Here is a 26,977-nt window from a genome sequence, read left to right as displayed (position 1 = left end):
AAAGAGGACAGAAAATAAGATTGGCAATGTTTGTTAAAGGTGTGGAATATTGAAAAAGACCGTCCCAACACAGTGATTGAGGCGGTCTTTTGAGTTATTTATAAGTAGGGTTTATACTACTTCATTATTTGGCGGGCTGAATCTGTACGGTAGATGTATAGACAATGCCTGTAGCATCAGTCAAAGTAACTTTTAATGTTGACATACCTGTTAAACCGGTAACTTGAATACCAGTAGCTGTCAAAGTTACGGTTGCACCGGATTCAATTGTAAATTCAGCTTTGACATCATTACCTGTTGCAGTACCTGTTACTAGTTTGTAAGTTGCTTCATTAGAGTTAGTTAATCCTGCTGTTGGAGCGGTAGTAATGTTAGTATTGTTTACAGCTAATGTTGATTCATCCAATTCCAATTCGATGCCGGTTGCTTTTCCTGAGGCATCTAAGATAATATCACCGGTACTGATAGCTACACCTGCAAGAGGAGTAACAAGTTTCGATGTATAAGAATCAGATGCTACTGTAAATGCTTCCTGCAAAGCATCGAACTCATCACTAGTCAAGGTTGAGTTTAGATCAGAAATTTGAGCCTGATAGAACAACGGATAATATGCTGTCATGTTTGCGAACGTATTTTCTTTCAGAGCATCTCCTGTAGCATTGTATACCACTGTCTTATCCAGAATTGCTAATCCTCCTCTGCCGCTGATTCTTGCTATTCCGTTCTCTGTTGAAAGTTCAACATTACTTGAGGTAGCTATCGGAGATTTAGAATCAATATATTTCACGTCATATACAACTTGTGAATACTCTGCATCTGCATAGTTGGCAGTCTTATTAAAGGCTTCGCCAAATCTCAGTTGAGCATCATTTGTAGGTTCAACATAAATTCTAGCATTGAATTCAGTCTTGGCAGCATTCCATTCGGTAGCAGTCTTTTCAAACATATCAGCGAATGAAGGAACAGTCACATTGACCGGCATATTAATCTTAATGATTTCATTGCCTTTGATATTTCCGCTACCTGTTACATAATTCTCATCCATTACAACAAATGACAATTGATAGTCACCCGGTTGAGCATCAGCAGCTACTTTACCTGTTACTTCCAAATCAATATAACGCAAGTCAAGAATATCGTCTGTATCATCTGTCCATTGTGTTTCGTCAGCTTTCAGATATGAAACAGTATTGAACTTATTGTAAGTAGAGTTACTCAATGCAGTATTATCTCCTATCAAGAAGCCGGTCTGACTCTTTTCTTCTACTACATAGAACTGAGCTGTTTCACGTGCTGCTTCACGAGTTGCGGCAGGAATATTCTTGAATACATCACCTAAATCGATGCGTACTTTTTTCAGAACATCGGCAGCAGTTGCGGCGGGTGCAATCTGATGGGTTGTAGCAGCGATACTCTGAGCGGTTACTGTGCTACCGATGATATTGAATGTAACTTCGTTGTCGGTAATTGCAGATTCGTAACCGTTGATAGCCATTGTATGTACAATACCCTTGATAGTTACACCTGTAGCAGAAGCAGGAACATTGATAGTCATACCGTCAACAGTGATTCCGTATTGTTCTGCCAAAGATTTGTTTGTACCTTCAAAAGTGATGTATGAATCATACAAATCATTCTCTTCGATAAACAGTTCTGTGCTTCCGGTGGGGAATTTACCAGATGATAAATCTGCTACTCGTCCGTCTGCAGCTACATATTTTATATCAGTATTGGTTAGACCTGCAATGGCTGCGGAAACAGAAGACTTATTATCGCTGGGTTTAACAGCCAATTCATAAGTAGTATAAGGAATACCGTTTACACATAATGTGTATGCCATATGTCCGGTACCGGTAACAGGATCGTAATCGAATATCTTTGCAATGTTGGTTGCAGTAACGTCGTCTGTCATTTCGATAGACAAATCCCAGCTGCCGTTAGCCGATGCAGCACGAGACATTAATCTGTTGTTTGCAACAGCAGTTATATTTGCCGGAGCTACATTGCCTCTTGAATCGACCAAAGTCAGTGTCTGTGCTCCTAAGTCATAGCCGGCAGGAGTAACCTGAACCTTTACGACGTTAGTCTGACCTACCATCAACTGATTTCTGGTGATAGCACCTTTTTTACCTCCCCAGTTAGGGAATGCGATACGGGCAGTACCCCATTGAAATGCAGTGGCAGTTCCTTCAATATCAACGAATTCAGGATTCTCTTTTTGGAACTGTACAGAAGTCAATGCAGCAGATGCTTTCATCAACTCAACAGTTTGCAATTTGCCGTCTGCATCGGGCAGAGTGATGGTTACGGTACCTGCGCTTTGATTGTCCAAAATAGCATATTGACCAACCTTGATGCCGGTAGCTGTACCATTGATTGTCAACTCACCGTTTTTCACTGCGACTGTGTCACCTACCTGACCTATCACTTTTCCGTCTACTTTAAGGTCTTTGCCTTCAATAGTAATGGTTAGTTCGTCTACATCAGGAGCTGTTGTTTTAATGGTATACGTTTTTGTACCCGTACCGTCAACTACAGTCAATACACCTGTCTTTTCGTCGAAAGTCACACTGGTCACACCCTTGTCGCCAATCTTTGACTCCAATTCAGACAGTGTGGTTTCAATCTTGTCAATCTTGCTGTTGATTTCGTCGATATCATCGTCGTAATCCTTACAAGACACAAATGTTCCTGTCGAGGTAACCATCAAGGCTCCGAACAGGATTGCACTTAAAAACTTTTTGTTCATAATAGAAAAACTTTAAATTTATAAATTTAAAAAACTAAAATTGGTTATACATAATCTATTGATTCCGAGAGCTTTTCTCTCTTTTCATATTTCATATAACGTTTGGGAGAAACACCCGTCACCTTTTTAAAAGCAGCATAAAACGCACTTCGCGACAGAAACCCGCAGCGTTGGGGCAGCTCCTCCGGCAGACACTTGCCCGAACGGAGCAGTTCCTTGGCATATTCCACCCGATACGTGTTCACCAACTCTTTCAGATGGCAACCGAAGTAGCGGTTGACCACGTTCGACAGATAAGTCTGGTTCGTTTCAATCATCTCGCTCAGTTTTTTCAGTGAGAGCTTCGGGTCAAGAAACACTTGGCGCACTTCCAAATAATACAATACATATTTATATAGCTCACAATCGACTTTCCTTTTCGGAATCACTTCGCTGTCCGCATACTTCTGCTCCCAATAAAGCCGGGCAGCCCTGAAAAGCAGATTCTTCTGCCTTTCGGAAGTAAAAGTGCGCTTGTCGCGGTGTAGAAACAGGTAGTCCATTGTACTCTCTTTTTATCGTCTCTATTTCAAATAAATACACATCTTTCAAACCCTTAAAAAAGGGTTGCGTTCGGTGCATCTCTTAGTAAGAGATACACCGAACGCACATAACCGCTTTATTATTAATAGTTTAAGCCGATAAAAAAGTGTCCTATAACTTAAGACTAAAGATATTTTTGCACTTGCCTTGTGATTTTTCTTCTCAAAAAGTTTTAATTATCAAAACTTTGTGTAAATTTGCAGCGAAAAGTGTATCTCTTACTAAGAGATGCACTTTTTTTCTTCTCTCTCCTGAAATCTTATTCACCACGTTCCCAACAGATTAAGCATCATTAAGTGTTTGTTTTACTTCTGTTCCGTAAATCTTAACGGATGTCAACGTATCATAATGGAGAGATTTTGAGGTTTTCAAAAAAGACCAAGGAGTTTCTGAAAAAGACTTAAGTGTTTTTTGAAAACATTTAAGTCTTTTTTAAAAGCTCAAAGTCTTTTCTCAAAATACTTAGATTTTTTGGTCAGATGTATTATTCTGATGTGATTTGTATTGCAATTCATTCATATAGAAAACGTGTTTTTATATGTCAAATGGATGATGGGTGCCATTCATTTTAGCAGGATGATGGATTGCTCTTTACTGATTAGTTGCCTGAAGATGATATATTAAAATTGAAAGTACGCATACTTTCGAATGTTCCTAAAAGTATGCATACTTTATTTTATTTCTGATATTGCGATTCCGGCAATTCTGAAAATTGGTTCTTAGAATGACGACGAGGATTTGAAAGCTTCAAGAGCGATGGTTGGTTGCCCATTGTTGTCAAAAGCACCAAGTGTATATGCATTCCAATTACCATAAGCTTGTGGCTCCCAATAAAAGACACCCAGACATTGGGTAATCTCTTTTGATTTGGTGATGAGACTGGATAAAAATTGGTAACATTCTTCGGCTTCATCCCATGGCATACCTACTTCACAAAGCATAACTTCGGAGCCATAACGGTCAATCATGTCTCTCATGTTAGCTATACAGTTGTCTGTCATGCTTTGCCAAGTGTCGGCTTTTGGGTAGAGAGACATTCCGATAACGTCCCATTTGCCACCATTCGCTTTCAGTCCGTCAAATAACCAGCGGTAGAGTGAATTATCATCGCCTGCCTGTAAATGTACAATGACTTTGGTTTCATTGAATACTGATTTCACGGCATTGTATCCGGCAGTGGTGAGGGCAGCATATTGTGCCATGTGTTCCGAGGCTTTTCCTTCGTTCCACAACATACCGTTTCCGGTCTCGTTTCCTACTTGTACCCATTCGGGGGTGATGCCTTTTTCTTTCAGTGCAGTAAGTACATCGCTGGTATGTTCGGCTACGGCATTTTGGAGTTCGTCCAAAGAATATGTATTCCATGCAGCCGGTTTAGTTTGTTGTCCCGGATCTGCCCAACTGTCGCTGTAATGAAAATCAATCATCAGTCGCATACCCAATTGATGAGCACGCCAGGCTTTTACCAGTACATCGCTTTTATTACACCAACCGTTGGTGGGATTCACCCATACACGCAGTCGGATGGAATTCATTCCCAATTCGCGGAGCAAAGTTATACATTCCGTTTCGCGTCCGGCAGAGGTATAGAACTTGGTTCCGGCTTTTTCCATTTCGGTGAGCCAGCTTACATCGGCTCCTTTGGCAAATCCACTCATGTCATAAGTCGGTGTTTTGGGGAAAATCGGTTTGTCATTATCACTGCAAGCAGCTGCTCCTAAAAGGAGCAGTCCGGCAAATAGTATATTTCTTAATTTCATCATTTCTTCTTTATTTTAGGGTATATGTTCTGTTTATTAAATCTACTGTCAGTGTATAAGTGCCGGGAGCGAGGACGGCATCCTCAGTTATATTTGTTCCTTTGTAATAAAGTACACCGTCAGTACCGCCAAATTTATAAGTCCAGGCAGTGTCTAGAATAATTTGGATTCCATATTCCGAAGCTTTTTCAATGGTAACATTTCCGCTGAATACACCTTTGTCTGCTGTTGCTGTGAGTGTGTGCAGTGTCCAGTCGTCATTTGCTCCCGAGTAGTAGATTTCATTGCCAATGGCGGTCAGTTGGTAAGTCTGTGCTTTCAGCGAAATGTCGAAGAAGTAAAGGCCTTCTGCCGGTGCGGGCAAGTTTGTTCCGCTTTGGAATGCCAGTGTACCTTGATAGGCATCTCCGCTTGCCAAAGTATAGACATCTTCCCAGTTGCCGTCTTCTATGGCTATCTGATAACCCCATTGTGAACCGGTGTTTACAGCTCCGGCATAACTCAGATTATCTTCGTCATAGAGTGACAGTTTATTATCGAAGGTCCAATTTTGTCCTTCATTGATGGCGTCATCGACTCCAGGAAGGTAGACATATGGGTTGATTTCGGTCGGTTTTTCATTTCCGCTTTCAACTTCGACTTTCCATGCTTTCGGGTTACTCAGATCGAGGATTAGTGTACATTCTCCTGCAGCAGGTGCATTGATGATGATATCTCCTGGTTGTTGCCCGAAGGTAAGGGTTTCTCCATTTTGGGCGAAGGCAATGGAGGTAGCAATTCCCGGATTTGTATCAGAATCCGAATTGTCTGTTCCGGTAGAATAGTCATAGAGTTGTCCGGTTCCTGAAGTGCGGATGGTGAGGTTACCGGCTTGTGCAGCGTTGAAAGTCATTGTCCATCTCATATTCGGACGGTCGAAAGTCATTTCGCCTTCGATATCTCCGTTTACGGTCAGGTTGGAGATATAAAGTGCCGACCATACTTTTTTGTTGGTATTGACATTTACATAGTAGCAACCGCTGAGGGCAGGGAACCAGAAGTTCCATTTCGTATTTTCGGATGAGAGAAGGAAGGCTGTGCCGGATACACCATCGTTGCCCCAAATAGTACCATCACCTTCGCGTAGGTAATAGTTATACCACGAGGTTGCACCCATAAATCCTATATATTCTCCGTTGGAAGTGGCAGAATAGAGGCTGTTACCTGTTTCTTCCTGTTTGGAGTCGAGTATATATCCGACACTCATGTCGATGCTGTAGGGAGTTACGGATACGACCGTTGTATTGGTATACACCGGTTTCATATTGTTTCCGGTGGAGGATTTCACACGAAAATAGAGAGAGTTTGCTACGTTTGGTGTGGCTCCCAGGTTTTTGGCTATCGTGTTTAGTTCTGCACCCGTATATGCTTTTGACAGAGATGTTTCAACTGATTCCGTTATACTGTTCGAGAAATCTTCGGAGGTAGAAACTTGCATGGTCATGTCGGTCAGGTCAGGGGCTTGCATATCAGGGTCGCTCACAGTCAGGGCATCTTTTGTCCATGCCAGTGATAGCACAATTTGCTTACTATTTTTTTGAGTCAGCATTACTGTGTTTTCAGAGGCTATCAAGTCACCCGGCTCAAGACTGTTCAGATATATTTTTTCTCCGTCTTTTTCACAAGCGGTAAAACAAGTAATTGCCGCCAGTGTCAGAAAGAAATTCTTTATTGTTTTCATATTATGTATATTGTTTTAATAGTTTTCGTTATATAAGTTTGGGTTGGCAGTCAGGTCTGTTTGTGGAATGGGGTAAATATTGTACTTATTGTCTACCGCCATGCCATCTTTGACACCACCTTTCCATTGCCACAGATAAGTTGAGGTAGTAAACTTGTCATAGCGTATGAGATCAGTGCGGCGGGTGCATTCCCAATATAGCTCGCGTGCGCGTTCGTCCAAAATGAAGTCTGGTGTGAGTTCACCGTTTGTAATGTTTCCGGCGTCACTGCCGAAAGCACGTTCACGCAGCTGGTTGATGTATCCCAATGCAGTGGCAGTATTACTTCCTTGTCCGCCGCGAACCACTGCTTCTGCCAACATCAAGTATACATCTGCCAAGCGGAACATCGGATAGTCCGTATTTACACCACCGTCTACCGTGTTTGATGCAGCTTTACCTTCATCGGTTAGGTTTGTCCATTTTTCTACAAAGTAACCGTTGTTTTGACTGTCAATGGCATCTAGGTATTGTGTTTGTCCTTCGGTGAAGAACATAGCGCGTCCGTCTCCTTCTCCGAAAAGTGCAGGCACTTCGCCACGGACACGAAACATACCCCAACCTTGTGTCACTCCGTATTTTTCCGGTTTCTGATAGTCGGAGGTATTACTCACTTCGCCACATATAATATAGGTAGTAGAACCCCATGATACAGTATGTTCGGCATCTACAGCCAGTGGAAAGATGATTTCATTAGTACGCTTATGATTGTCGGCATTAAATAATTTGGCATATTCCGGCTCTAATGAGTAACCTTCGGCTATAACTTGATTGCAGGCAGTGATACAATCGGTGTATCGTTCTGTACCTGTGTAAATTTTCGCATTCAGATAAAGTTTTGCCAAAAGCGTATAAGCAGCTGCTTTTGAGGCGCGTCCGTATTCGGCTTCAGTGCGTGAGAGGAGGTCATTATCAATCTCTTTCAGCTCCGATTCTATATACTCAAAGACTTGCTTGCCTGTGTAGCGGGGCGGGATAAAGGAACCTATGGGGTCATTTTCGGTGACAAAAGGAATATTCCGGAATAAATCGAGTGCATGAAAATAGGTCAATGCACGAATAAAACGTGCCTCAGCACGGTAATGACGAATGTTTGTCTGGTCATCTTCTGAAAATCCGGCAATCTGTTCATCACCGGCATTACGCAGAAATTCATTGCAAAGTGCAATGGTATAGTAGATATGGTAATACATATCCGACACCCAGGTGTCGTTGGCATCCCAACTCAGATATGTCAGGTCACCCACTTTGTCTCCTTCCAGCCATGTAGAAGCCACTTCGTCTGTTCCACATTCCTGAAGGTTGAAATAACAACGCATATAGTCTTGCCCATTGTTGCTGTTCAGGTCGGCATTACCGCCTCCTTTTTCTTGTCCGTTGATGACAAAGGAAGCATATAATTTAGCCAATACCTGTTTGTAATTGCTCGGTTCGTTATAAACGTTGCCTGAAGTGGTTTCGATGTGTGGTGTCTGATTCAGATCGTCCGTACACGAAGAAGAAAGAGTCAATGCACCGGCAAGCAGTGCGGCATATATTAATTTTTTCATTGTGATATTCATTTGAAGGTGATTAAAATTCAAGTCCCAAGCTCAATGAGAAAGTGCGTGGGCGCGGATAAAAAGATACATCCATGCCATTGGGTACTTCCGGATCTACGCCACTGTATTTGGTGATGCAGAACACGTTTTGAACCATGGCACTGGCATTCAGATTGAACCATTTACATATGCGGCCAAAATTGTAACCCAACGTCAGGTTATCCATTTTCAGAAAAGAGGCATTCTCTACATAGTAATCCGACAGATATTGGCGGTTTTGAAATTCTGTCTTCAGGAAACTGCGGTTCAGGTTGTTCAACTGATAAGAGTTGTAACTCACTGTGCTCCATGCACCGGTATTCATAGACATGCCATTGTATACATAGTTACCTACATTGGCACGGAAACTCATACCTAAATTCCATTTTTTATAGCGGAGGGAGGTACTTAAACCGAATATGAATTCGGGGGCGGGTGAATGGTAGCGGTAAAGGTCGGAAGAGTTGATTTCATCGTCACCATTCAGGTCGGCGTAAGCTCCTTCGATGGGTTTGCCTGTTTGTTCATCATATAATTGATGGTAGACATAGAACATATAGGGCTCATATCCTTCGCTTAATACTTGGAACTGATATCCGTCAATAGATGGACCTACGGCAGTGTTGGTGGTTGTCGAACTTGGTGTGAGAGATAGATTTTTTACTTTCATATTTTGCCAGGTCATGTTAAAACTCAAATCCCATCCCCAGTCTTTGGCTTGTATAGGGCTGGCGTTTAAGGTGAACTCAATACCGTGACTGTCTACATTTCCCACATTGGTGGTAATGGTTTTGTCGAAAGTAGTTCCGGCAGGTGCGGGGACGGTGGCAATTAAGTCTTTGGTTTGGCGGGTATAGAAATCGAAACTACCGGTAATGCGGTCTTTCAAGAAGCCAAAATCGAAACCGGTGTTCCATGAGGTAGTGGTTTCCCATTTCAGTAGTTTGTTGTATGACTCGGGGCGATAAGTATAATAGTACTCATCACCGAACCGATATTGTGCGCCGTCCTGACCGGTGGTATAAATGGGCATATAGCCATAGTTGCCGATACCGTCTTGCTGACCGGTGACACCATAGCTGGTTCGGATTTTCAGGTTACTTAGCACCGGATTGTCTTTCAGAAATGATTCTTCGGTCACTCTCCAGCCTAAAGCTACGGATGGGAATGTTCCCCAGCGAGTATCCGAATCAAAACGGGAAGTACCATCGCGGCGAACGGTAGCTGTGACCATATAGCGTGAGTCGAAGGTATAGTTCAAACGGGCATAATAAGATATCAGTGTGTGGCGCTGGTCGCTGGCAGCAATGCTGGTCTGTATTTCTCCCTTTGTATTCAGTTCGGCATAAGCCGGACTGGTGCTTTTCCAGTACTGATAGTCATATCCAACAGTAGCATCGATACTGCTTTTCCATGAATCTATATATTTATTGTAGTTCAGGTAAGTAGTGAGCAGATGGTTTTCGTTGTTTTGCGGGCCATATTCGTAATCCCGGCCGGCAGTGGTGTAATATTGCATGGCTTCGGCCGGTACATATACATTCCCTTTTCCTTCGGCATAATCATAACCCAATGTGGCATGGAATTTAAGTTCGGGAAGGAAATGCATTTTATAGTCTATATCGAAGTTGCCGATAAAACGTTGTACTTTGCTGGTAGAGTTGTTTTGTTCAATTCTTCCCAATGGGTTCAGAACGGCTGCATTGACCGGTGCGCCGGTATTGTCGAGCGCTTCGTTATAGCCGCCGAAGTTTGAGTTTCCCGAATAGACAGGCAGAGTAGGGTTGAAGGTAGAAGCTGCCCAAATAGCTCCGGTTTCGGCAAAACGGTTATTGTTGACCGAGCCTTTAGCATTGATATTGAGCTTCAGATAGTCATTAAAGAAAGAAGGTGACAGTGAAAGGCTTCCTGTAAAGCGTTCTGCGTTGTCGGTTTTTAGGATACCGTTTTGGTTGTAGTAGCCCAAAGATACGCGGATAGGCAGATTCTTTGCCAGGCGTCCGGCGATGCTCAGGTTGTTGTCTGTACCGAAAGCGGTATGGTAAATTTGGTTGTTCCAGTCTGTGTTGTCATTTCCGAGCAGGGCTTGTTGGGCCACAGTACCGTGACTCTTAATAACGTCTACAAATTCATTGTGTGACAACATATCTGCCATTTTTGTGCGTGTTTGTATGGAGTTGGTGGTATTGAAACTAACCTTTATCTTATCACTGTTTCCTTTTTTGGTAGTGATAATAATTACACCATTGGAGGCGCGTGAACCATAAATAGCAGTAGAGGAGGCATCTTTTAATATCGTCATGCTTTCGATATCGCTTGGGTTGATGAGGCTTAGGAAGTTACCATTGTTTCCGCTGATACCACCGCTTTCGAGGGGAACACCGTCAAGTACGATGAGTGGGTCATTACTAGCGTTTAATGAGGCTCCTCCACGGATACGGATGGTACTGCCTGAAGTGGGTGAACCACTGGCAGACATGATTTGCACACCCGAAACTTTACCATTGATTAATTGTTCGGGAGAGGATATCAGTCCTGAGTTGAAGTCTTTGCTGCTGACATTGGATACAGAACCGGTGAGGTCGCTTTTGCGGGTAGTTCCGTAACCGATAACCACCACATCGGTCAATATTTGTGTGTCACTGTTTAGCTGTACGTTCAATATATTGGTTCCTTTAGGAATAGTGACACTCTTAGAGTTGTAACCTACATAAGAGAAAAGGAGTTCGCTGGCATCTGAAGGAACAGTGAGGGAATAGTTGCCATTAAAGTCTGTCACTGTGCCGATTGTTGTTCCTTTTACCACAATACTGGCGCCGATGAGCGTTTCGTTGGCTTCATCTGTCACTTGTCCGGTGAGGGTTCTTGTTTCTCCTGTCTGTTGTGCGAGGACAGGAGAGATGCCTAACAACGTGCATAGTAACAACAGTGTTACTGTGCCGCGCAGATTTAAGATTTTGTTTTTCATGAGGTTTTGTTTTTTATGGTATTATTGTTTATTTATTCCAGCCATGCCTTTTTTATTCTTATCTCTTCTCCGTCATTGGAAACTTCCAGAGTTTCTATTTTTTCTATCTGAAACGGAATGTCTGTTACCGGCTCAAAGTATTCTGTTAAAAATGTGGGATAGGCATGAGGTAGCAGTGCGGTTGCACTTTGTTTCAATTCCCTGAGCGGTATCCGAATTATACCATCCTGACCGCAGGAACAGGGAGCTTTATAGGTGTAACCGTCTGAAGTAATGAAACCGGCCTTTGTTTTCATTACCTTGCCATCCAGTTCCAAACAGAGGTATTTAATCTGTGGCAACCGTAATTTTTTTCCTTCTATCTCCTGACGGATATATTTCTTAAAAAAATGGTGGTTACTGCCTTCGGGCAATGTATAGTGTTCCATTCCGTTCCATTCTTCACAAACTGAAGAGGATACCAGTTCAATCGCATTGTCGGGGGCGGTGACTTTGCTTTCCCAGTATTGCTTGTCAATATAGTCCCAATCTAATGGGCTACCTTCTGTTCCACTGGGAAAAGTTTGTTGTTTACCGCCCCGGCATACGATTACATTATACCTGAAAAATCCTTTTTTTACCTCTGTGCCTGGCACGATGGCTCGATAAGTATAGCCATGCGTATGTGTCATTTTGATGTAGGGATTTGTTTCGTTCCAGAAAGAAACCTTGTCTGTATAGATAATGATGGAGTCGGGGTGTGAAGGCCCGATTATCTGTGCCTCTATAACCAAATCTTTTCCAGCATCAACGGTCTTGGTAGGTTGATGGATAACAGTGAAGTCTTTGCGTTGTCGGATGTTTGGCTGTACATATTCACCTAATCGGATATTCTGCCATCGGGTATCTTTGTTCCATTTATTAACCGGATTATAGTCCTTACGTTTCAGTAGGTAAACACCCGGTCTTAAACATGGAAGTGTACTGTTGATTGCTTCTATATCCAGAGAATTTCCGTCATTTAGTGCAGTAGCAATAAAATCTTCCCCTAAGTCGGGAAGGCGGAGTGTCATGTCCCAAGCATTGTTTACTATTGTCACTGTTTCCTTCTTCAAAGAGGGTTTGGCAAAAGGGTCACTGACTTGTATGGCATCTGGTAATACTTCCAGTCTCCATATACCATTTTCCAATCGGTCGACAAAGTAAGCTCCGGTTCCTTCATATTTGATAATGGGAGAACTACCACATCCGGCTATAGCCTGTAAATGTTCGATAGCAACTGGATGGCTGTGGGTGGTATTAGAATAGAAGAACGCATCCGGTCGATTTAATTCACTTAAATCTTGCTTATAGCTGACATGTACATTCGTAAAGACTGTATCATTGGGGTAAGTGCCGAAAGATTCACCTCTCTTTATGTTGCGGGCAACCTCTGCAGCTATTTTCATGCTGATTGCTTTATGTGGAGTATATGCCAGATTTAAAAAGTGAGTCTGATATTCGGTATTGGCGTATGCTATATCAATGGGGTCATAGGAAAATTGGGTAATCCATTGAAAACCGGCAGTGCGGAAGCTGCGTGCTATGACGGGATACATATAAGAATACATGATATCTGCCGGGTCGAACTCATAGACAAGACGTGCTTTTTTGTCGAATCCTTTTATATGTGAGAATGGAATGTTGTAGGAATCTACATGAGGCAGGAAATTACCTTTGCGAGTGTAACCTGCTACAAGTCCGATGGGATACCATTGATAGGTTGTTCCCTGGATGGCTGTGTCATAGTAGGCTTCTGTTACATGTTGGTTATGGCTTACATTATAGAATACCGGTTTCTGATTACCTGCTTTCTTTAAAGCTGTCAGCATCCGGTCTATATAATTTTTTGTTTCTTCTTTTGTCCCTGGATGACAGGGTTCATTGTTTATTTCAAAACCGATAATATATGGATCGTCTTTATAAGCCAATCCGGTATTGGGATTGATATGGTTAATCAAGGCGCTAATATATTTCTCTTGGGCAGCAATGGCTTCAGGATTCCGGTGTATGTCGCACTTATCATAATTATAGGAATATCCTCCGGTTGGTTTGTTATGTTCAGGATATCCATTACCAAAGTTGGTTTGTGAAGTAATAACAATACGAATGTCCCGTTCTCTTAGACGCATCAGCAGGTAATCGAGTAACTCCAGATGCTCGTTGTCTATCAAGTTGCCTTTGGCATCGCTGATTTCGACATCCCAGATGTGAATACGGTAGGCGTTTAAACCCAGGCGTGCTATATGGTATACATCACGGTCTATGGCATTTTTATGGTCTATGCTTAGATAGTTCATGGCACGATAGGCATGAGCAAAAGGCAATGTGTAATTCACTCCATAGAAAGAAGCTTCTTTCCGGGTGTCACTCCAACGCATTACTCCTTTTCCATCAATATAAACGGTAGGGATTTTTTTTGCGTAGCCTGCCAAAGTAAATATACAGAAAACAAAGATAAGAAAGTGTTTCATCATATAATTAAATTTATGGTTTCGTTTTGATGGAAACAAAAGTAGTGGAGGGCTGCTTTAGAAAAAAGCAGAGATTGGACATAAAAGGACAAAAGTCGGACAAGAGGAAAAAATATCGATGAAATGGAGGATTTTTTTTATTCTTTTTCTATAAATTGTTTTGGTGTCACCCCAAATTCATTTTGAAAACATTTGGAGAAGTAGGAAGAACTGGAGAAGCCGACCATGTACATTACTTCAGCTACTGAAAACTTTTTCTGTTCCAATAGCATGGCGGCTTTTTTCATGCGGATATTTTTAATATATTCTACCGGTGAAAGTCCGGTCAGTTGTTTTACTTTTCGATAGACTTGTTTGTTGCCGATTCCTGATAACTCGCAGAGTGCATTGACATTCAGTTCAGAGTCTGCTATATGATCTTCGATAATACGTGTAATATCTGCAAGGAATTTTTCATCATAAGATACAGCCTCAATCTTTTTGGGTGTACTGATGGTCTCAATGCGTGCCACAGCTTCCAGTGTTCGTCTTTTACTGATTAACTGTTCTACGCGTGATAACAGAATTTCGGCTTCGAAGGGTTTGGTGATAAAGGCATCAATATTTAATTGGATGCTCTCCAATTCAGTATGTTTATCGTCTTTACCCGTTAATAAGATAATGGGAATGGTAGAGGTGGGGACATGTTTTTTAATATGCCGGCACATCTCCATTCCATCCATCACAGGCATCATCAGGTCAGTGATAATCAAGTCGGGAAGTGATTCCATACAGCGTTTCAGCCCTGTTTTTCCTTCCGGGGCAGTCAGGCAATGGTAATGGGAATGAAGAATGTCGTGGATAAAGTTGATAATTTCGGGATTATCGTCTACAATTAAAACAGACGGAAGGGTATCGGTGCTTTCGCATGTTTCTTTTTTATGATTTTCAGGCTGTACTTTGGATGGAAATGTTTCAGCTTCTTGAAATATTGGGAGAGTAATTGTTACGGTGGTTCCTTTATTCTCTTCCGAAACAAGGTTGACTTGTCCTCCATGCAGCTCAGTGTAGGTCTTTACCAGATAAAGGCCGATACCTGTACCCTCTTTCTTTCCTTTAGTGCGTGAAGACTGAAAAAAACGTTGAAAAATATAGGGCAGGTCTTGGGCCGGAATACCTTGTCCTGTATCTGATACGCTGACGGACAATTCTTTCTCTTTGTATGATAGGGAAAGAGTAATGCTTCCTCCATCTTGAGTGTATTTCAGTGCATTGGAAAGTATATTGTTGAGGATTGACTCCCATTTGACGAGGTCGATATCTAGATAAATTTTTTCTTGGTTGGTTTTGAATTGGGTAAGAATATTCTTTTCCTTTGCCACCTCTTCATAAGATTGAAACTGCGAACGGGCAAATTCTACCATTTCCGTATGTGAGAGAATAAGTAAGGTATTGGAGTCACTGTCTAAACGATTGAAGTTTAACACTTGATGAATCAGTGAATTAAGTTTAATAGCATTACGCTGTACCCCTTCAAGCAATTTTTTTTCTTGTGGATTTTTGATTTCCGGCAATAGTTTACTGACCGGAGCAAGAATCAGGCTGAGTGGAGTCTTAAAATCATGGGACAGATTGGTGAAAAAATCTATTTTTTGACGTGATTGTTCCATAATTTGCTTTTTCTCTATACGTTCTATATGCAGGCGATTTTTCATACGGAAGAAGTTGATAATCCATGCGGTCAGTCCTGCCAATAAAAGGGAATAAATAATTTTAGCCCAAAGTGTGTAATACCAGGGTGGGCTGATACGGATTTCCAATGTATAGGCATCTTCCGAAGGCTTTCCGTTTATATTCAGTTTGCTGATTCTCAGTGTATAATTCTCATAGTCCAGATTGTTATAAGAAATTCGGTTGGTATTAGGGCTCAGTAGATTCCATTCTCGGTCTACTCCTTCCATGCGGTATACAAATTTATTTTTTTCTTCTAATGAATAAGGCAGATCGGAGAATTCGATGGCAAAATTGTTTTGGTTATGATTTAATTCGATATGATTGGTATAACGGATACTTTTTCCGTTGTTCTCTGTTAATTTTCCATTAATATATAGGGCAGTCACTATCAGGGGACGGTTATTGGGAGAAAGATTTAATATATCCGGTGAAGTAATGGCGTATCCGTCCACGTCTCCCAAATAGATTTCACGTGTGGTTCTGTCGTAATACATACTTGTAAAACGTTTGTTGGTAAGAGGGAGTCTGCGGGTGTCCGATGTTTTTTTATTGATTACCCAAAAACCATTTGAAGTGGATATCCATATATGATCTTCGACTTCCAGCATAGAAAAAACTTCATTGCTGCTGAAACTACCGAAACGAATGGTGGTGATCTCATTGTTTTGAGGGTTAATGCGAAGTATTCCACCTCGGAATCCTGCCCAGATATAACCTTGATCATCGCATAAAATGAAATTTGGCTTTTGGTTTCCTGTTATGGAGTCGGTTTGTAGATGAGTGATTTGGTGAGTATGGGGATTTATTTTGTCGATGCCGTTGTTATAGACAAGCACCCATACATTACCTTTGTGATCGGGAATGAGTTGGTTGATAAACATACCCGATAGTCCGTCTTTTATAGAAAAGTTATAGTCGGCAGTGTAATACTCCGAGTTACTTTTCATCATTTTCTGCTTGTCCACTACAAAGATTCCTCCCAAACAAGTGGCTATCCATAATTTTCCTTCCGAGTCTTCCATCAGATGGTAAGCCCAGTTTGCATTATTTTTTCCTGTGCTGTCTACTATATTATAATGTATGAATTGTTGGGTAGTATAATTATAACGGTTTACGCTTCCGTCTGTAGCAATCCATAATTCATGATTATGGTCTTCGGTGATATGACGGATGCGGTTGTGGGCTAAGTTATGCCTGGAATCTCCCATTTTATACCAGATGGCATCAGAAGTATCTTTTATTGACCGCTTGGAACGGATGATACCGTTGCTTCCGCCAAACCAATAGTTGTTACGAGTATCTTTGAAAATGGAGAAAAATTGGTTGCCTTCTCCTGTTCCTGTCATTTGAGAAATCGGTATATACTGGAAGGCATTATTGTTGTGTGACAGAGAAATGCCATAATTGGTGCCTAACCATACATTTCGTTCGCGGTCTGTGAAAATATTCCATATGATATTGTCGGCAAGCGATTGCAAATTTCGCGAGTCATGTCGGGTATGCAATAATGGCTCATTTTCTTTGTAGATGTAAAGGCCATTGTCTGTGCCTATTAATAGACGTTGTTTTCCATCTAGTGCCAACGACTTGACAGAGTTGGCATGAACTGTTTCTATCTGTTCTATGTCTCCATTGGCAGGAGTATATTTAAAGAGACTTCCTTCCGTTCCAATCCAAATACATTTTCGGATAGTGTCTTCCAGCAGGGAATTGATAAACTGATTATTTTTATGTTGGGAAACGGGCAGTGGAATGTATTTAAAACTATCGTTTGTAGATGTATATTGGGAAAGTCCGTTGTAAGTTCCTACATAAATATGATTGTCCTGTGAACGGATAACAGAGTAAACAATAGTATGGGGAAGTCCTTTATATGTTTGAGTGTCGAAACGTTTAAGAGTTCGGCTGCTCAGTGTGTAATTATAAAGCCCATTCAGCGTTCCTATCCAAAGTGTTTCTCCTTGTAATGCTAATGAACGTATATCGGCGGGGAAGGTGATTGGTGGTGTTTCGTATAGGTCTGTTTTATAGTTATAGACTAACATTCCATTGTCTGTTCCCAAATATAAAAAGGTATCATTGATGATTTGTCCGCAGTAAATCCATGCATTGCTTTGTTCGTCGGGGGCAGGATGCGATTGTACGGAATACCCGTTATAACTGAATAATCCTTTATTTGAGCCAATCCATATCATGCCTTGTTCGTCTTGTAAAAAGCAATTAGTAACGGATGCCTCTGTGCTAAGATTGATATTCTCAAAAATCTGATAGTTTGCTTGCTGCCCGAAAACGGATGTAAAGCAAAGAAGCATATATATAATTATATAGATGGTATATTTTTTCATATCAGATATTTATATCACTCTCTCATGGGCAAAGATAAATGATTTCTTTGAATATTGTGTAAAATATGGGGGAATCTCTTTGTTTCTCTGTTACTGTTGTAGTTTACCTATATCTGCCTGTATGTCGAAGTTGTATTGATCGGCTTCTTTAGAATGATGAGGAAATATCTGTCTCTCAGAAAGTGAGTTCCAGTCCGTCAGAACCATAAAGAGCATCGATTACTTTCTCCCGGTTAGGGAATAAGAACAAGGTATCGGGCTGACCGGCAGAACGTATTCTGATGTGATTAATTGAAAGGACAGAAAAAGATGGTTTGGATGTCGGTAGCTTATGTTTTAAACAGGTTGGCTTTAGTTTGGGATGGAGGAGTACCGGTGCTCCTTCTTTTTATATTTCATTTCGTTTTTTATCACATTTCGTTTTCGTCTTAAAATATTATGTTATCTTTGTGAAAAATTACTCACCTTGATGTGTCTTAAGCTTTGTCTGACAATTCTATTTGTTTTATGTTGCTGTTGCGGCAAAGGGCAAAATGAGGTTGCTGTGGAAAACGACAGCATATTGATGGCATATTATAAAAAATGTAAGGCGAATCTGGACTCTCCCATTGCTTTGGATATGTGTGATACTCTGTTCGTGCGGAGCGAGAAAGCGGGTAACAGACGGTTGATGGCTATTGCAAAATGTTTGAAACTGGATTATTATTACTACAAGAATGATGAGGAGAATATTCTGAAGAGTGTGAAGGAGGCAAAGCTGATCAGCCGGAAATATAATCAATTGAAATATTATTATTTTGCATGGGGGAGTCGGCTGATAATCTACTATCTTAAGCAAAATAAAGCAAATATCGCTTTGTATGAAGTAAAGAAAATGCTTCAGGAAGCCCGGAAGGATAATTATATGCGGGGAGTTGCGGAGTGTTACCGTTGTATGGCGAACATTTATCTTACGCAGGATAATTACCGGTTAGCTTATGATAATTTTAAGAAGACGATAGAGATAGTAGAGGAGAATAATATTGCAGATATCAATATCCCGTCTTATTATGCTTCGCTTGCTCAAGCGGCTGTGGAGTTGAAAAGATGGGATGAAGCAAAAGAAGCTCTGGAAAAAGGAATACTTTTGGCACAAACGGATTACCAGTCTTTTACGACCCGTAAAGCGTATGCATTATATTATATAAAGAAGGGGCAGTTGAATGAGGCATGGAAATATATACAGGATATTGAGAAGTTATTTATACAGAATAAGAATATGGTCACATATATTATGGGGCTTTATTATCTCAAGGAAACCTATTATAGTGTTGCCGGACAATATAGTGAGGCGCTGAAAATGGTGGATGCAATGATGAATGACTCAACTCCCATCCGTTCTAAATATATGGATTATAAATTGGTAAGGGAACAGGGGAATATTTATTGGAAGATGGGTGACAAGCTGAAGGCTGCCGAGTTTTACTATGATTATATTGCGGCTACCGACTCTGTCCGTACAAAAGAGTTGCAGAATTCTGCCACCGAGTTTTCTTCTATTTTGGAGTTGGAGCAGCTGAAGAATGAAAGGAATGAGCTTCAGTTAAGTGTTCAGAAAGATCAATTGCATACCGTTTATTTGGTTTTGATATTCGTTGTCTTGTTTTGGATAATGAGTGGAATTCTGTTCTTTCGGATTTATAAACTCAATAAACGCTTGAAAGCGTCGGAGCTCATTGTTAACAAACAGAATAAGGACTTAAAGATTTTTGCCGATGAGTTGATGAAGGCCAAAGAACGGGCTGAATATGCAAGTATGATGAAAACAACCTTTATTCAGAATATGTCTCATGAGATTCGTACACCGTTGAATTCCATAGTGGGCTTTTCTCAGCTATTGGTGGATATATATCAGGATAATCAGGAAACAAAAGAGTTTGTTTCAATTATCGAAGTCAATAGTGCCAATTTGTTGAGGCTGATTAATGATGTGCTTGATATCTCTTTTCTTGACCAGTCTGAAGAAGTGTCTTATGATAAGGTGGAAGATATCAATGTAAGTTGCCTGTCGGGGATAGAAGCTGTTCGGACGTTGGTGCATGAGGGGGTAGAATTGGAATTTCGTCCTTCGGTAGAGAGGTGTTTGATTAAGACCAATCCGGGTAGGGTCTCACAAATATTGATTCATCTTTTGCAAAATGCGGCTAAGTTTACCGATAAAGGTTCTATTGTGTTAGATTATGAACTAAACAGAAATGAGCGGGAAATCATTTATCGCATTACGGATACAGGAAAAGGTATTCCGGCAGATAAGCAGGAATATGTTTTTGAACGTTTCACCAAGTTGGATGACTTTACTCAGGGAACAGGGTTGGGGCTTCCTATCTGCCGGTTGATTGCTGAAAAGCTGGGTGGAACACTGGTTATTGATAAAGAATATACAGTGGGCTGCCGTTTTATTCTGACTCTCCCGCTGATTGAGGTTTAAATTTTCTCTCCTTCTTTTGTTTTGCGTTGCACGATGCGTGCTCCGGCAGGAACATTTTCGGTCACCCATATATTTCCTCCTACGGTTGCACCCTTACCTATGGTCACGCGTCCCAAAATGGTAGCATTGGAATAAACGATTACATCATCTTCCAGAATAGGGTGTCGGGGAATACCTTTGATGGGATTGCCATTGTTGTCCAACGGGAAGCTTTTGGCTCCCAGCGTGACACCTTGATAGAGTTTTACGTTATTGCCAATGATACTGGTTGCACCAATCACCACGCCTGTTCCGTGGTCTATTGTGAAATGATGTCCTATTTTTGCTCCCGGGTGGATATCTATTCCGGTTTCCGAGTGTGCCATTTCTGTAATGTATCTGGGAATCAGAGGTACACCTAATATCAACAATTCATGGGCTATTCGGTAGTTACTGATGGCACGGATGGCAGGATAGCAGCTGATTATTTCACCAAAACAGGTAGCGGCAGGGTCTCCGTAATAGGCTGCTTCTACATCGGTAGCCAGAATGCGGCGCATTTCGGGCAACTTACTTATAAAACGAGCGGCAAGCAATGCTGCTGTTTCACGGCACGGTTCATTGTTGTTCGTGTTTTCGTTGTTATTATTTTCTTGCCCGAAACACAAACCGGCTTGTATTTGGTCCGTCAACAGGTCGAATAGGTTTTCTACATTTACTCCTATGTGATAAGTAATGGTATGACTGTTGATAGTAGAATTACCAAAATATCCGGGGAAGAGGATGGAACGGGCTAACTCTACAATTTTATATAGTGATTTAGCGGAAGGCAGAGGGTCTCCGTCTTTGTGTTGATGAAACAGTCCTTTATAAGATTGGCTGTCGGAAAGTTCATCTACTGCTTGGGTCAATATGCCGGTATAGTCGAATGAAGTCATATATATCATTGTTAATGAGGACAAAAGTAAAGAAATTCTATATCATTGCCAATAAATGGAAGGAATATTGGGTTTTATAGTTTATTTTTGCAGAAAAAAGAAGATGTTTTATGGCAAATAAGAAGAATCCTTTCGCAGGCAAGGTAAAGCAAGGGAATAAAAAAAAGCCGAGTGGCAAACGGATTGGGAAGTCAAAACCGGATAAAGCGAATAATCAGTTGAATAGACGGGTAAAATAAGCGTTCATTTATGATGTGGAAGAGCGTTTTCGTTTCTTATGGGGGTGTGTCAAAACGTGGATAATGCTGTCGTTTAGTTCGTAGGGGCGAGGTTTGCTCGCCCGAAAACAGTTTGTTTTGTGTCTTCGGGCAGGCAAACCCTGCCTCTACAGCTGACGATGGGATAGGCCGGTTTTGTTTTGGCACCCTCACGAACGGAGTGACTCTCCTTATTTCTCCACCAATGCAAAGTCCAGCTGTTTCTTCTCCAGGTTGGCACGTGCCACTTTAATGGTGACAGGGTCACCCAGGCTGAATTTCTTATGATGACGTCGCCCTATTAAGCAATAGTTCTTTTCGTCAAAGTCATAATAATCATCGCCTAAGTCGCGCATAGGAACCATGCCTTCGCACTTATTCTCATTGATTTCAACATAGAGTCCCCATTCCGTTACTCCCGAAATAACTCCTTCAAACTCCAAGCCCACACGTTCACTCATGAACTCTACTTGTTTATACTTCACCGAAGCGCGTTCTGCGTTTGATGCAATTTGCTCCATTTCAGAACTATGGTCACACAAATCTTCGTATTTATCCTTTTGTGCCGTTCGTCCTCCTGCCAGATAGCGGGTGAGCAAGCGATGTACCATCATGTCCGGGAAACGGCGGATGGGAGATGTAAAGTGGGTATAGAAATCAAAAGCTAATCCATAATGGCCTATATTAACTGTTGAATAACGTGCTTTCTGCATGGCACGCAAAGAAACAGTTTCTATCAGGTTTTGTTCTTTCTTGTCCTTTATGTCATCCAGCAGGCGGTTGATGGATTTGGAAACCTCTGACTTTGAGCCCGAAGTGCGTATTTTATAACCGAAGCGGTTAATAAACCAATTCAGGTTTTCCAGTTTGTCGGGGTCGGGAAGGTCATGGATACGATAGGGGAATACTTTTGCTTTTTTATTTTTGGGCACTTTGCCGATTGTTTCAGCCACGGTACGGTTGGCAAGAAGCATAAACTCTTCAATCAGCTTGTTGGCTTCTTTGGACTCTTTGAAATAAACACTTAACGGTTTCCCTGTTTCGTCAATCTCAAATTTTACTTCAATGCGGTCAAAGTCGATGGCGCCTGCCGCCAATCGTTGTTTGCGCAGGATTTGAGCTAACTTGTTCAATTCCAGAATTTCTTCCTTGTAATCACCTTCACCGGTCTCGATGACTTGCTGTGCTTCCTCATAGGTAAAACGGCGGTCACTCTTAATCACTGTATGTTTGATGCGTGAATTCTTCACTTCACCTTTTTCGTTCATATCGAAAATGACAGAGAATGCCAGCTTTTCCTCATTGGGGCGGAGAGAGCAGATGAAGTTACACAGGCGTTCGGGCAACATTGGAATGGTGCGGTCTACCAAGTAAACGGAAGTTGCACGTTTTTCTGCTTCTTTGTCTATTGTACTTCCTTCTTTTACATAGTGTGTAACATCGGCAATATGTACTCCGACTTCCCACAGTCCCGGTTTGATAAGCCGGATGGATAGAGCATCGTCAAAGTCTTTTGCATCTTTGGGGTCGATGGTAAAGGTCGTTACGGCCCGGAAATCTTCCCGTTCGGCATAGTCGGCTTCCGTTATCTCGGCCGGAATCTTTTCGGCGGCGGCCTCTACGTTTTTGGGATATACATACGGCAGTCCGTATTCTGCTAGAATGGCATGCATCTCAGTGGTGTTTTCGCCTGCCTTGCCCAAGATGTCCATAACTTGCCCGATTGGGTTTTTGGCTTCTTTCGGCCATTCTATTATTTTTACGACAGCTTTATCGCCATTTTTCCCTCCTTTCAATTTATCTTTGGGAATGAAAATGTCATTTGCCAGCGTACGGTTTTCGGTAACAAGGAAAGCATAGAATTTGTCGACTTTCAATGTTCCGACGAATGTATCGTTTGCCCGTTCGATGATTTCAATTACTTCTCCTTCGGGGTTGCGGTTCTTGCGTTTTGCAAACAAGGCAATTTTGACTTTGTCGTTGTTCATGGCGTGTGCCGAGTTTCTTTCGGCTATAAAGATGGTCTCTCCTCCGTCCTCCGGGATGAAAGAGTTCTTACCATTGCTTTTACGCTGAAAAATACCCGTCATAATCAGTCCGTGGTCGTTCAGCTTATATTGCCCTTTTTCAACTTCTTGTAAGAAATCATCCGCTATCATTTCGAGGATGATGTCGGCGCAAAGCATTTTAAGAGGATGAGTAGTTAAGTTTAACCCGCTTGAGAGCTGTTTGAGGCTGAATGTTTCATTCGGCTTGGCACGGAAATAGTTGATGAGGCGTTCTGCCAGTTCACTCTTCTTCATGCGTTTTCCTGCTTTTTTTTCTTTCTTTTTAGCCATAAATGGGTATTTTAATGTATTATGTGCTACAAAGTAAACAAAATAATTGGAATAGCGGTTCAATAGATGCATTAAATTTGGTTGAATATGAATGAAACGTGCTATCTTTGTCCGTTCAAAAATGACGATTATGGCTGAACTTGAGAAAAGAGCTAGAGAAAAAGGAATCTATAAAGTTACTTTATGGGGCAGCTTTGCTAATTTCCTGCTGGTTATTTTTAAATTTCTGGCCGGGATAGCAGGGCATAGTGCTGCTATGATGGCAGATGCCGTACATTCTCTTTCCGATTTCGTAACGGATGTGGTGGTCATACTGTTTGTTCGTATTTCCAATAAGCCTCAGGACAAGGGACATGATTACGGCCACGGCAAGTATGAGACTTTGGCTACTGCCTTGATTGGAGTGGCACTTTTGGGAGTAGGCTGCGGAATCTTATGGAACGGTGCCGGCGAAATCTTGGCCTTTATGCGCGGAGAACAGTTGCGTGCGCCCGGAGTGCTTGCATTGATTGCGGCTCTTGTCTCTATCTTATTGAAGGAGATATTGTATCAATACACTGTCCGTATGGGCAGAAAGTACAACTCTCAAGCAGTGATTGCCAATGCATGGCATCATCGGAGCGATGCATTGTCTTCTATCGGAACGGCTTCAGGTATTGGCGGAGCTATTCTGCTCGGTCCTCATTGGGTGGTGCTCGACCCTATTGCCGCCGTGATAGTCAGTTTCTTTATAATGAAAGTGTCTGTCAAGCTCTTGGTCCCTTGTATTGATGAACTGCTGGAAAAATCATTGCCCGAAAGTGTGGAACACGAGATTGAGCAGACGGTCCTGGCTTTCGACGGGGTAACAGAGCCTCATCATTTGCGCACACGGCGTATCGGGAATAACTATGCCATAGAGATTCATGTCCGTATGAATGGGGATATACCGTTATATAAAGCTCATGAGACAGCTACGGCAATCGAACGGAAATTGAAAGAAAAATATGGAGAAGATACCCATGTGGGTATTCATGTGGAACCGGTGAAGTAAAATGTGATAAGGAAGAATGGAAAAAAGAATATTGGTAACCGGAGCAAGCGGGTTTATCGGCAGTTTTCTGGTGGAAGGTGGCTTGGAAAGAGGCATGCAGGTATGGGCAGGAGTGCGTAAAAGCAGTAGCCGCAAGTATTTGAAGGATTCCCGTATCCGGTTTGCCGAACTGGATTTTGCTCATCCCGGAAGGCTGGTGGAACAATTGACGGTTCACAAACAAATGCATGGAGGATGGGATTATATCATTCATTGTGCGGGTGTGACTAAATGTCGTCATAAAGAAGAGTTTGAACAAGGAAATTATATTTATACCCGTAATTTCGTAGAGGCGCTGCAAGCATTGGATATGGTTCCCGAACAATTTATCTATATCAGTTCGCTTAGTATCTTCGGACCTATACGTGAAGAGAATTATGCGCCCATTAATGAACATGATACGGCGATGCCCAATACCGCTTATGGAGTCAGTAAACTGAAGTCGGAACATTACCTGCAATCATTGTCCGGTTTCCCGGTTGTGATTTTCCGGCCGACCGGAGTCTATGGCCCTCGAGAGAGAGATTATTTCCTGATGGCCAAATCAATCAAACAGCACGTAGACTTTGCCGCCGGCTTCAAACGTCAGGACCTTACCTTTATCTATGTGAAGGACTTGGTGCAGGCAGTCTATCTGGCTATAGAGCATAAAGTGAAGCATCGTGCCTATTTTGTAAGTGACGGAAATGTATATTCCAGCCGTGCTTTCTCCGATTTAATACAAAAAGAGCTTGGTAATCCGTGGGTTATACACTTTAAATGTCCGCTATTTATTTTAAAAGTTGTATCTTTGCTCGCTGAATTTTCAGCGCGTTGCTTGGGAAAGGTAAGCACGCTGAATCGTGATAAATATAAAATAATGAAACAACGCAACTGGCAATGCGACATTACTCCTTTGACGGATGAATTGGGATATCGTCCCGAATATCCGCTGGAAAGGGGAGTAAAAGAGATTATTGCCTGGTATAAGAAAGAAGGATGGCTTTAAATTTATTCAAACGTGTAGACAGTGTAAAAGGATTGTTTGCCGTCGAGAGTATCAGCTTGATATATAATGCTCTCACTACGATTATGGTTTTGATATTGTGGCCACGCATGGATCATCCCGGCACAATGTTGCTGGAACGTGCAGGTATTGTGGTTATCACTTTTGCATTGATATATTTGTATCATAAATATCCTTGTAAATTATCCGCATTCATTCGTATGGCTGTACAAATGGCGTTTTTGGCTTATTGGTATCCCGATACCTTCGAGTTCAACCGCTTGTTCCCGAATCTGGATAATTTCTTTGCCTCTGCAGAACAATTCCTGTTCCGTTGCCAGCCATCGGTGGAGTTCAGCGAACTTTGCCCGTCCATGTGGTTCAGCGAGCCCTTTAATCTAGGCTATTTTGCTTATTATCCGATGATTGCGATAGTGACAATCTATTATTTCCTTTTCCGTTTTGAATGGTTTGAAAAGGTATCTTTTGTATTGGTTACCTCATTTTTCATCTATTATCTTATTTATATATTGGTCCCTGTAGCCGGTCCGCAGTTTTACTTTCCCGCCATCGGCATGGATAACGTGATGGCGCAACACTTTCCGGCGATTGGAGATTATTTTAATCACAATGATATTCTGTTGCCCGGTCCCGGTTTCGATCATGGTTTCTTTTATAATCTTGTAGAGGCTTCTCAGGAGGTGGGCGAACGTCCTACCGCGGCTTTCCCCAGTTCGCATGTCGGTATTTCCACTATCATCATGATTATGGCCTATCGGGTAAATAAGAAGTTATGCTGTTTCCTGGCACCCTTTTATGTGCTTCTTTGCTGCGCCACGGTTTATATTCAGGCACATTATCTGATAGATGTGATTGCCGGTTGGGTTTCTGCTGTTTGTATTTATATTGCGGCTACGTGGATGTATAAACGCTGGTTCGCTTCGGTGGTGTTCCAATTGGTGGCCAGATAGAAACGGATAGAGAGGCAGGC

General features: G+C 41.8%; 15 protein-coding genes. 5 read left to right on the top strand and 10 right to left on the bottom strand.

What is annotated here, in order from left to right; genetic code table 11:
- Positions 1-124: 124 nt before the first annotated feature.
- From HMPREF1534_RS01340 to HMPREF1534_RS01375, 8 genes are all read right to left on the bottom strand, one after another.
- The gene (locus tag HMPREF1534_RS01340; protein ID WP_005944929.1) at positions 125-2,749 is read right to left on the bottom strand and encodes a hypothetical protein; all 2,625 of its coding nucleotides are present in this window, start codon (positions 2,747-2,749) and stop codon (positions 125-127) included.
- Between the two features lie 44 nt (positions 2,750-2,793).
- Positions 2,794-3,291: a helix-turn-helix domain-containing protein gene (locus HMPREF1534_RS01345; RefSeq protein WP_005944927.1), complete on the bottom strand. Its 498-nt coding sequence runs from the start codon at positions 3,289-3,291 to the stop codon at positions 2,794-2,796.
- Positions 3,292-4,050: 759 nt separating this feature from the next.
- Positions 4,051-5,094 carry a glycoside hydrolase family 53 protein gene (locus HMPREF1534_RS01350; RefSeq protein WP_005944923.1) on the bottom strand — a complete coding sequence of 348 codons (1,044 nt, stop codon included), beginning with the start codon at positions 5,092-5,094 and terminating at the stop codon, positions 4,051-4,053.
- Between the two features lie 7 nt (positions 5,095-5,101).
- Positions 5,102-6,811, bottom strand: a complete 1,710-nt coding sequence (locus tag HMPREF1534_RS01355; RefSeq protein ID WP_005944920.1) for a DUF5114 domain-containing protein — start codon at positions 6,809-6,811, stop codon at positions 5,102-5,104.
- 15 nt (positions 6,812-6,826) lie between these two features.
- Positions 6,827-8,401, bottom strand: coding sequence for a RagB/SusD family nutrient uptake outer membrane protein (locus HMPREF1534_RS01360; protein WP_025066832.1), 1,575 nt, complete (start codon positions 8,399-8,401; stop codon positions 6,827-6,829).
- A 22-nt stretch (positions 8,402-8,423) separates the two neighbouring features.
- Positions 8,424-11,399, bottom strand: a complete 2,976-nt coding sequence (locus HMPREF1534_RS01365) for a SusC/RagA family TonB-linked outer membrane protein (RefSeq protein WP_005944915.1) — start codon at positions 11,397-11,399, stop codon at positions 8,424-8,426.
- A gap of 32 nt (positions 11,400-11,431) precedes the next feature.
- Complete coding sequence (locus tag HMPREF1534_RS01370; RefSeq protein WP_005944913.1) at positions 11,432-13,891, bottom strand: glycoside hydrolase 5 family protein; 2,460 nt, start codon at positions 13,889-13,891, stop codon at positions 11,432-11,434.
- Positions 13,892-14,028: 137 nt separating this feature from the next.
- Positions 14,029-17,949, bottom strand: a complete 3,921-nt coding sequence (locus HMPREF1534_RS01375) for a hybrid sensor histidine kinase/response regulator transcription factor (protein WP_005944911.1) — start codon at positions 17,947-17,949, stop codon at positions 14,029-14,031.
- Between the two features lie 565 nt (positions 17,950-18,514).
- Between HMPREF1534_RS01375 and HMPREF1534_RS01380 the strand changes: the two genes are divergently transcribed.
- Positions 18,515-20,416, top strand: coding sequence for an ATP-binding protein (locus HMPREF1534_RS01380; protein ID WP_229031796.1), 1,902 nt, complete (start codon positions 18,515-18,517; stop codon positions 20,414-20,416).
- On the opposite strand, the gene HMPREF1534_RS01385 is transcribed toward HMPREF1534_RS01380, so the two are convergent.
- A complete protein-coding gene (locus HMPREF1534_RS01385; protein ID WP_005944902.1) occupies positions 20,413-21,333 on the bottom strand; it encodes a serine O-acetyltransferase in 921 nt (306 codons plus the stop codon). The two genes, HMPREF1534_RS01380 and HMPREF1534_RS01385, sit on opposite strands and share 4 nt — an antisense overlap.
- A 110-nt stretch (positions 21,334-21,443) precedes the next feature.
- Here HMPREF1534_RS01385 and HMPREF1534_RS21125 point away from each other — a divergent pair, with 110 nt between their 5' ends.
- Positions 21,444-21,572, top strand: coding sequence for a hypothetical protein (locus HMPREF1534_RS21125; protein WP_005944900.1), 129 nt, complete (start codon positions 21,444-21,446; stop codon positions 21,570-21,572).
- 209 nt (positions 21,573-21,781) lie between these two features.
- Here the strand turns inward: HMPREF1534_RS21125 and rnr are convergent, their stop codons facing one another.
- Positions 21,782-23,929, bottom strand: a complete 2,148-nt coding sequence (gene rnr, locus HMPREF1534_RS01390) for a ribonuclease R (RefSeq protein WP_005944895.1) — start codon at positions 23,927-23,929, stop codon at positions 21,782-21,784.
- Positions 23,930-24,059: 130 nt separating this feature from the next.
- Here rnr and HMPREF1534_RS01395 point away from each other — a divergent pair, with 130 nt between their 5' ends.
- Genes HMPREF1534_RS01395 through HMPREF1534_RS01405 form a run of 3 tightly spaced genes read left to right on the top strand, consistent with a single transcriptional unit; the run spans position 24,060 to position 26,957 of the window.
- Complete coding sequence (locus tag HMPREF1534_RS01395) at positions 24,060-24,962, top strand: cation diffusion facilitator family transporter (RefSeq protein WP_018451826.1); 903 nt, start codon at positions 24,060-24,062, stop codon at positions 24,960-24,962.
- A 16-nt stretch (positions 24,963-24,978) separates the two neighbouring features.
- Positions 24,979-25,989 (top strand): NAD-dependent epimerase/dehydratase family protein, encoded by a 1,011-nt coding sequence (locus HMPREF1534_RS01400; RefSeq protein WP_005944890.1) that lies wholly within the window; start codon positions 24,979-24,981, stop codon positions 25,987-25,989.
- Positions 25,980-26,957 (top strand): phosphatase PAP2 family protein, encoded by a 978-nt coding sequence (locus HMPREF1534_RS01405; protein WP_005944887.1) that lies wholly within the window; start codon positions 25,980-25,982, stop codon positions 26,955-26,957. The genes HMPREF1534_RS01400 and HMPREF1534_RS01405 overlap by 10 nt, the downstream gene beginning before the upstream one ends.
- The last annotated feature ends 20 nt before the right edge of the window (positions 26,958-26,977 follow it).

Origin of the sequence: Phocaeicola massiliensis B84634 = Timone 84634 = DSM 17679 = JCM 13223 (assembly GCF_000382445.1) — a bacterium.
Classification (GTDB): Bacteria; Bacteroidota; Bacteroidia; order Bacteroidales; family Bacteroidaceae; genus Phocaeicola; species Phocaeicola massiliensis.
Note: the sequence above shows the minus strand (reverse complement) of the source record. Positions and strands in the feature narration are given on the sequence as shown.

Coding starts and splice junctions, on each gene's coding strand:
- HMPREF1534_RS01340 (WP_005944929.1), bottom strand. CDS start 2,749: ATGAACAAAAAGTTTTTAAGTGCAATCCTGTTCGGAGCCTTGATGGTT.
- HMPREF1534_RS01345 (WP_005944927.1), bottom strand. CDS start 3,291: ATGGACTACCTGTTTCTACACCGCGACAAGCGCACTTTTACTTCCGAA.
- HMPREF1534_RS01350 (WP_005944923.1), bottom strand. CDS start 5,094: ATGATGAAATTAAGAAATATACTATTTGCCGGACTGCTCCTTTTAGGA.
- HMPREF1534_RS01355 (WP_005944920.1), bottom strand. CDS start 6,811: ATGAAAACAATAAAGAATTTCTTTCTGACACTGGCGGCAATTACTTGT.
- HMPREF1534_RS01360 (WP_025066832.1), bottom strand. CDS start 8,401: ATGAAAAAATTAATATATGCCGCACTGCTTGCCGGTGCATTGACTCTT.
- HMPREF1534_RS01365 (WP_005944915.1), bottom strand. CDS start 11,399: ATGAAAAACAAAATCTTAAATCTGCGCGGCACAGTAACACTGTTGTTA.
- HMPREF1534_RS01370 (WP_005944913.1), bottom strand. CDS start 13,891: ATGAAACACTTTCTTATCTTTGTTTTCTGTATATTTACTTTGGCAGGC.
- HMPREF1534_RS01375 (WP_005944911.1), bottom strand. CDS start 17,949: ATGAAAAAATATACCATCTATATAATTATATATATGCTTCTTTGCTTT.
- HMPREF1534_RS01380 (WP_229031796.1), top strand. CDS start 18,515: ATGGCATATTATAAAAAATGTAAGGCGAATCTGGACTCTCCCATTGCT.
- HMPREF1534_RS01385 (WP_005944902.1), bottom strand. CDS start 21,333: ATGACTTCATTCGACTATACCGGCATATTGACCCAAGCAGTAGATGAA.
- HMPREF1534_RS21125 (WP_005944900.1), top strand. CDS start 21,444: ATGGCAAATAAGAAGAATCCTTTCGCAGGCAAGGTAAAGCAAGGGAAT.
- rnr (WP_005944895.1), bottom strand. CDS start 23,929: ATGGCTAAAAAGAAAGAAAAAAAAGCAGGAAAACGCATGAAGAAGAGT.
- HMPREF1534_RS01395 (WP_018451826.1), top strand. CDS start 24,060: ATGGCTGAACTTGAGAAAAGAGCTAGAGAAAAAGGAATCTATAAAGTT.
- HMPREF1534_RS01400 (WP_005944890.1), top strand. CDS start 24,979: ATGGAAAAAAGAATATTGGTAACCGGAGCAAGCGGGTTTATCGGCAGT.
- HMPREF1534_RS01405 (WP_005944887.1), top strand. CDS start 25,980: ATGGCTTTAAATTTATTCAAACGTGTAGACAGTGTAAAAGGATTGTTT.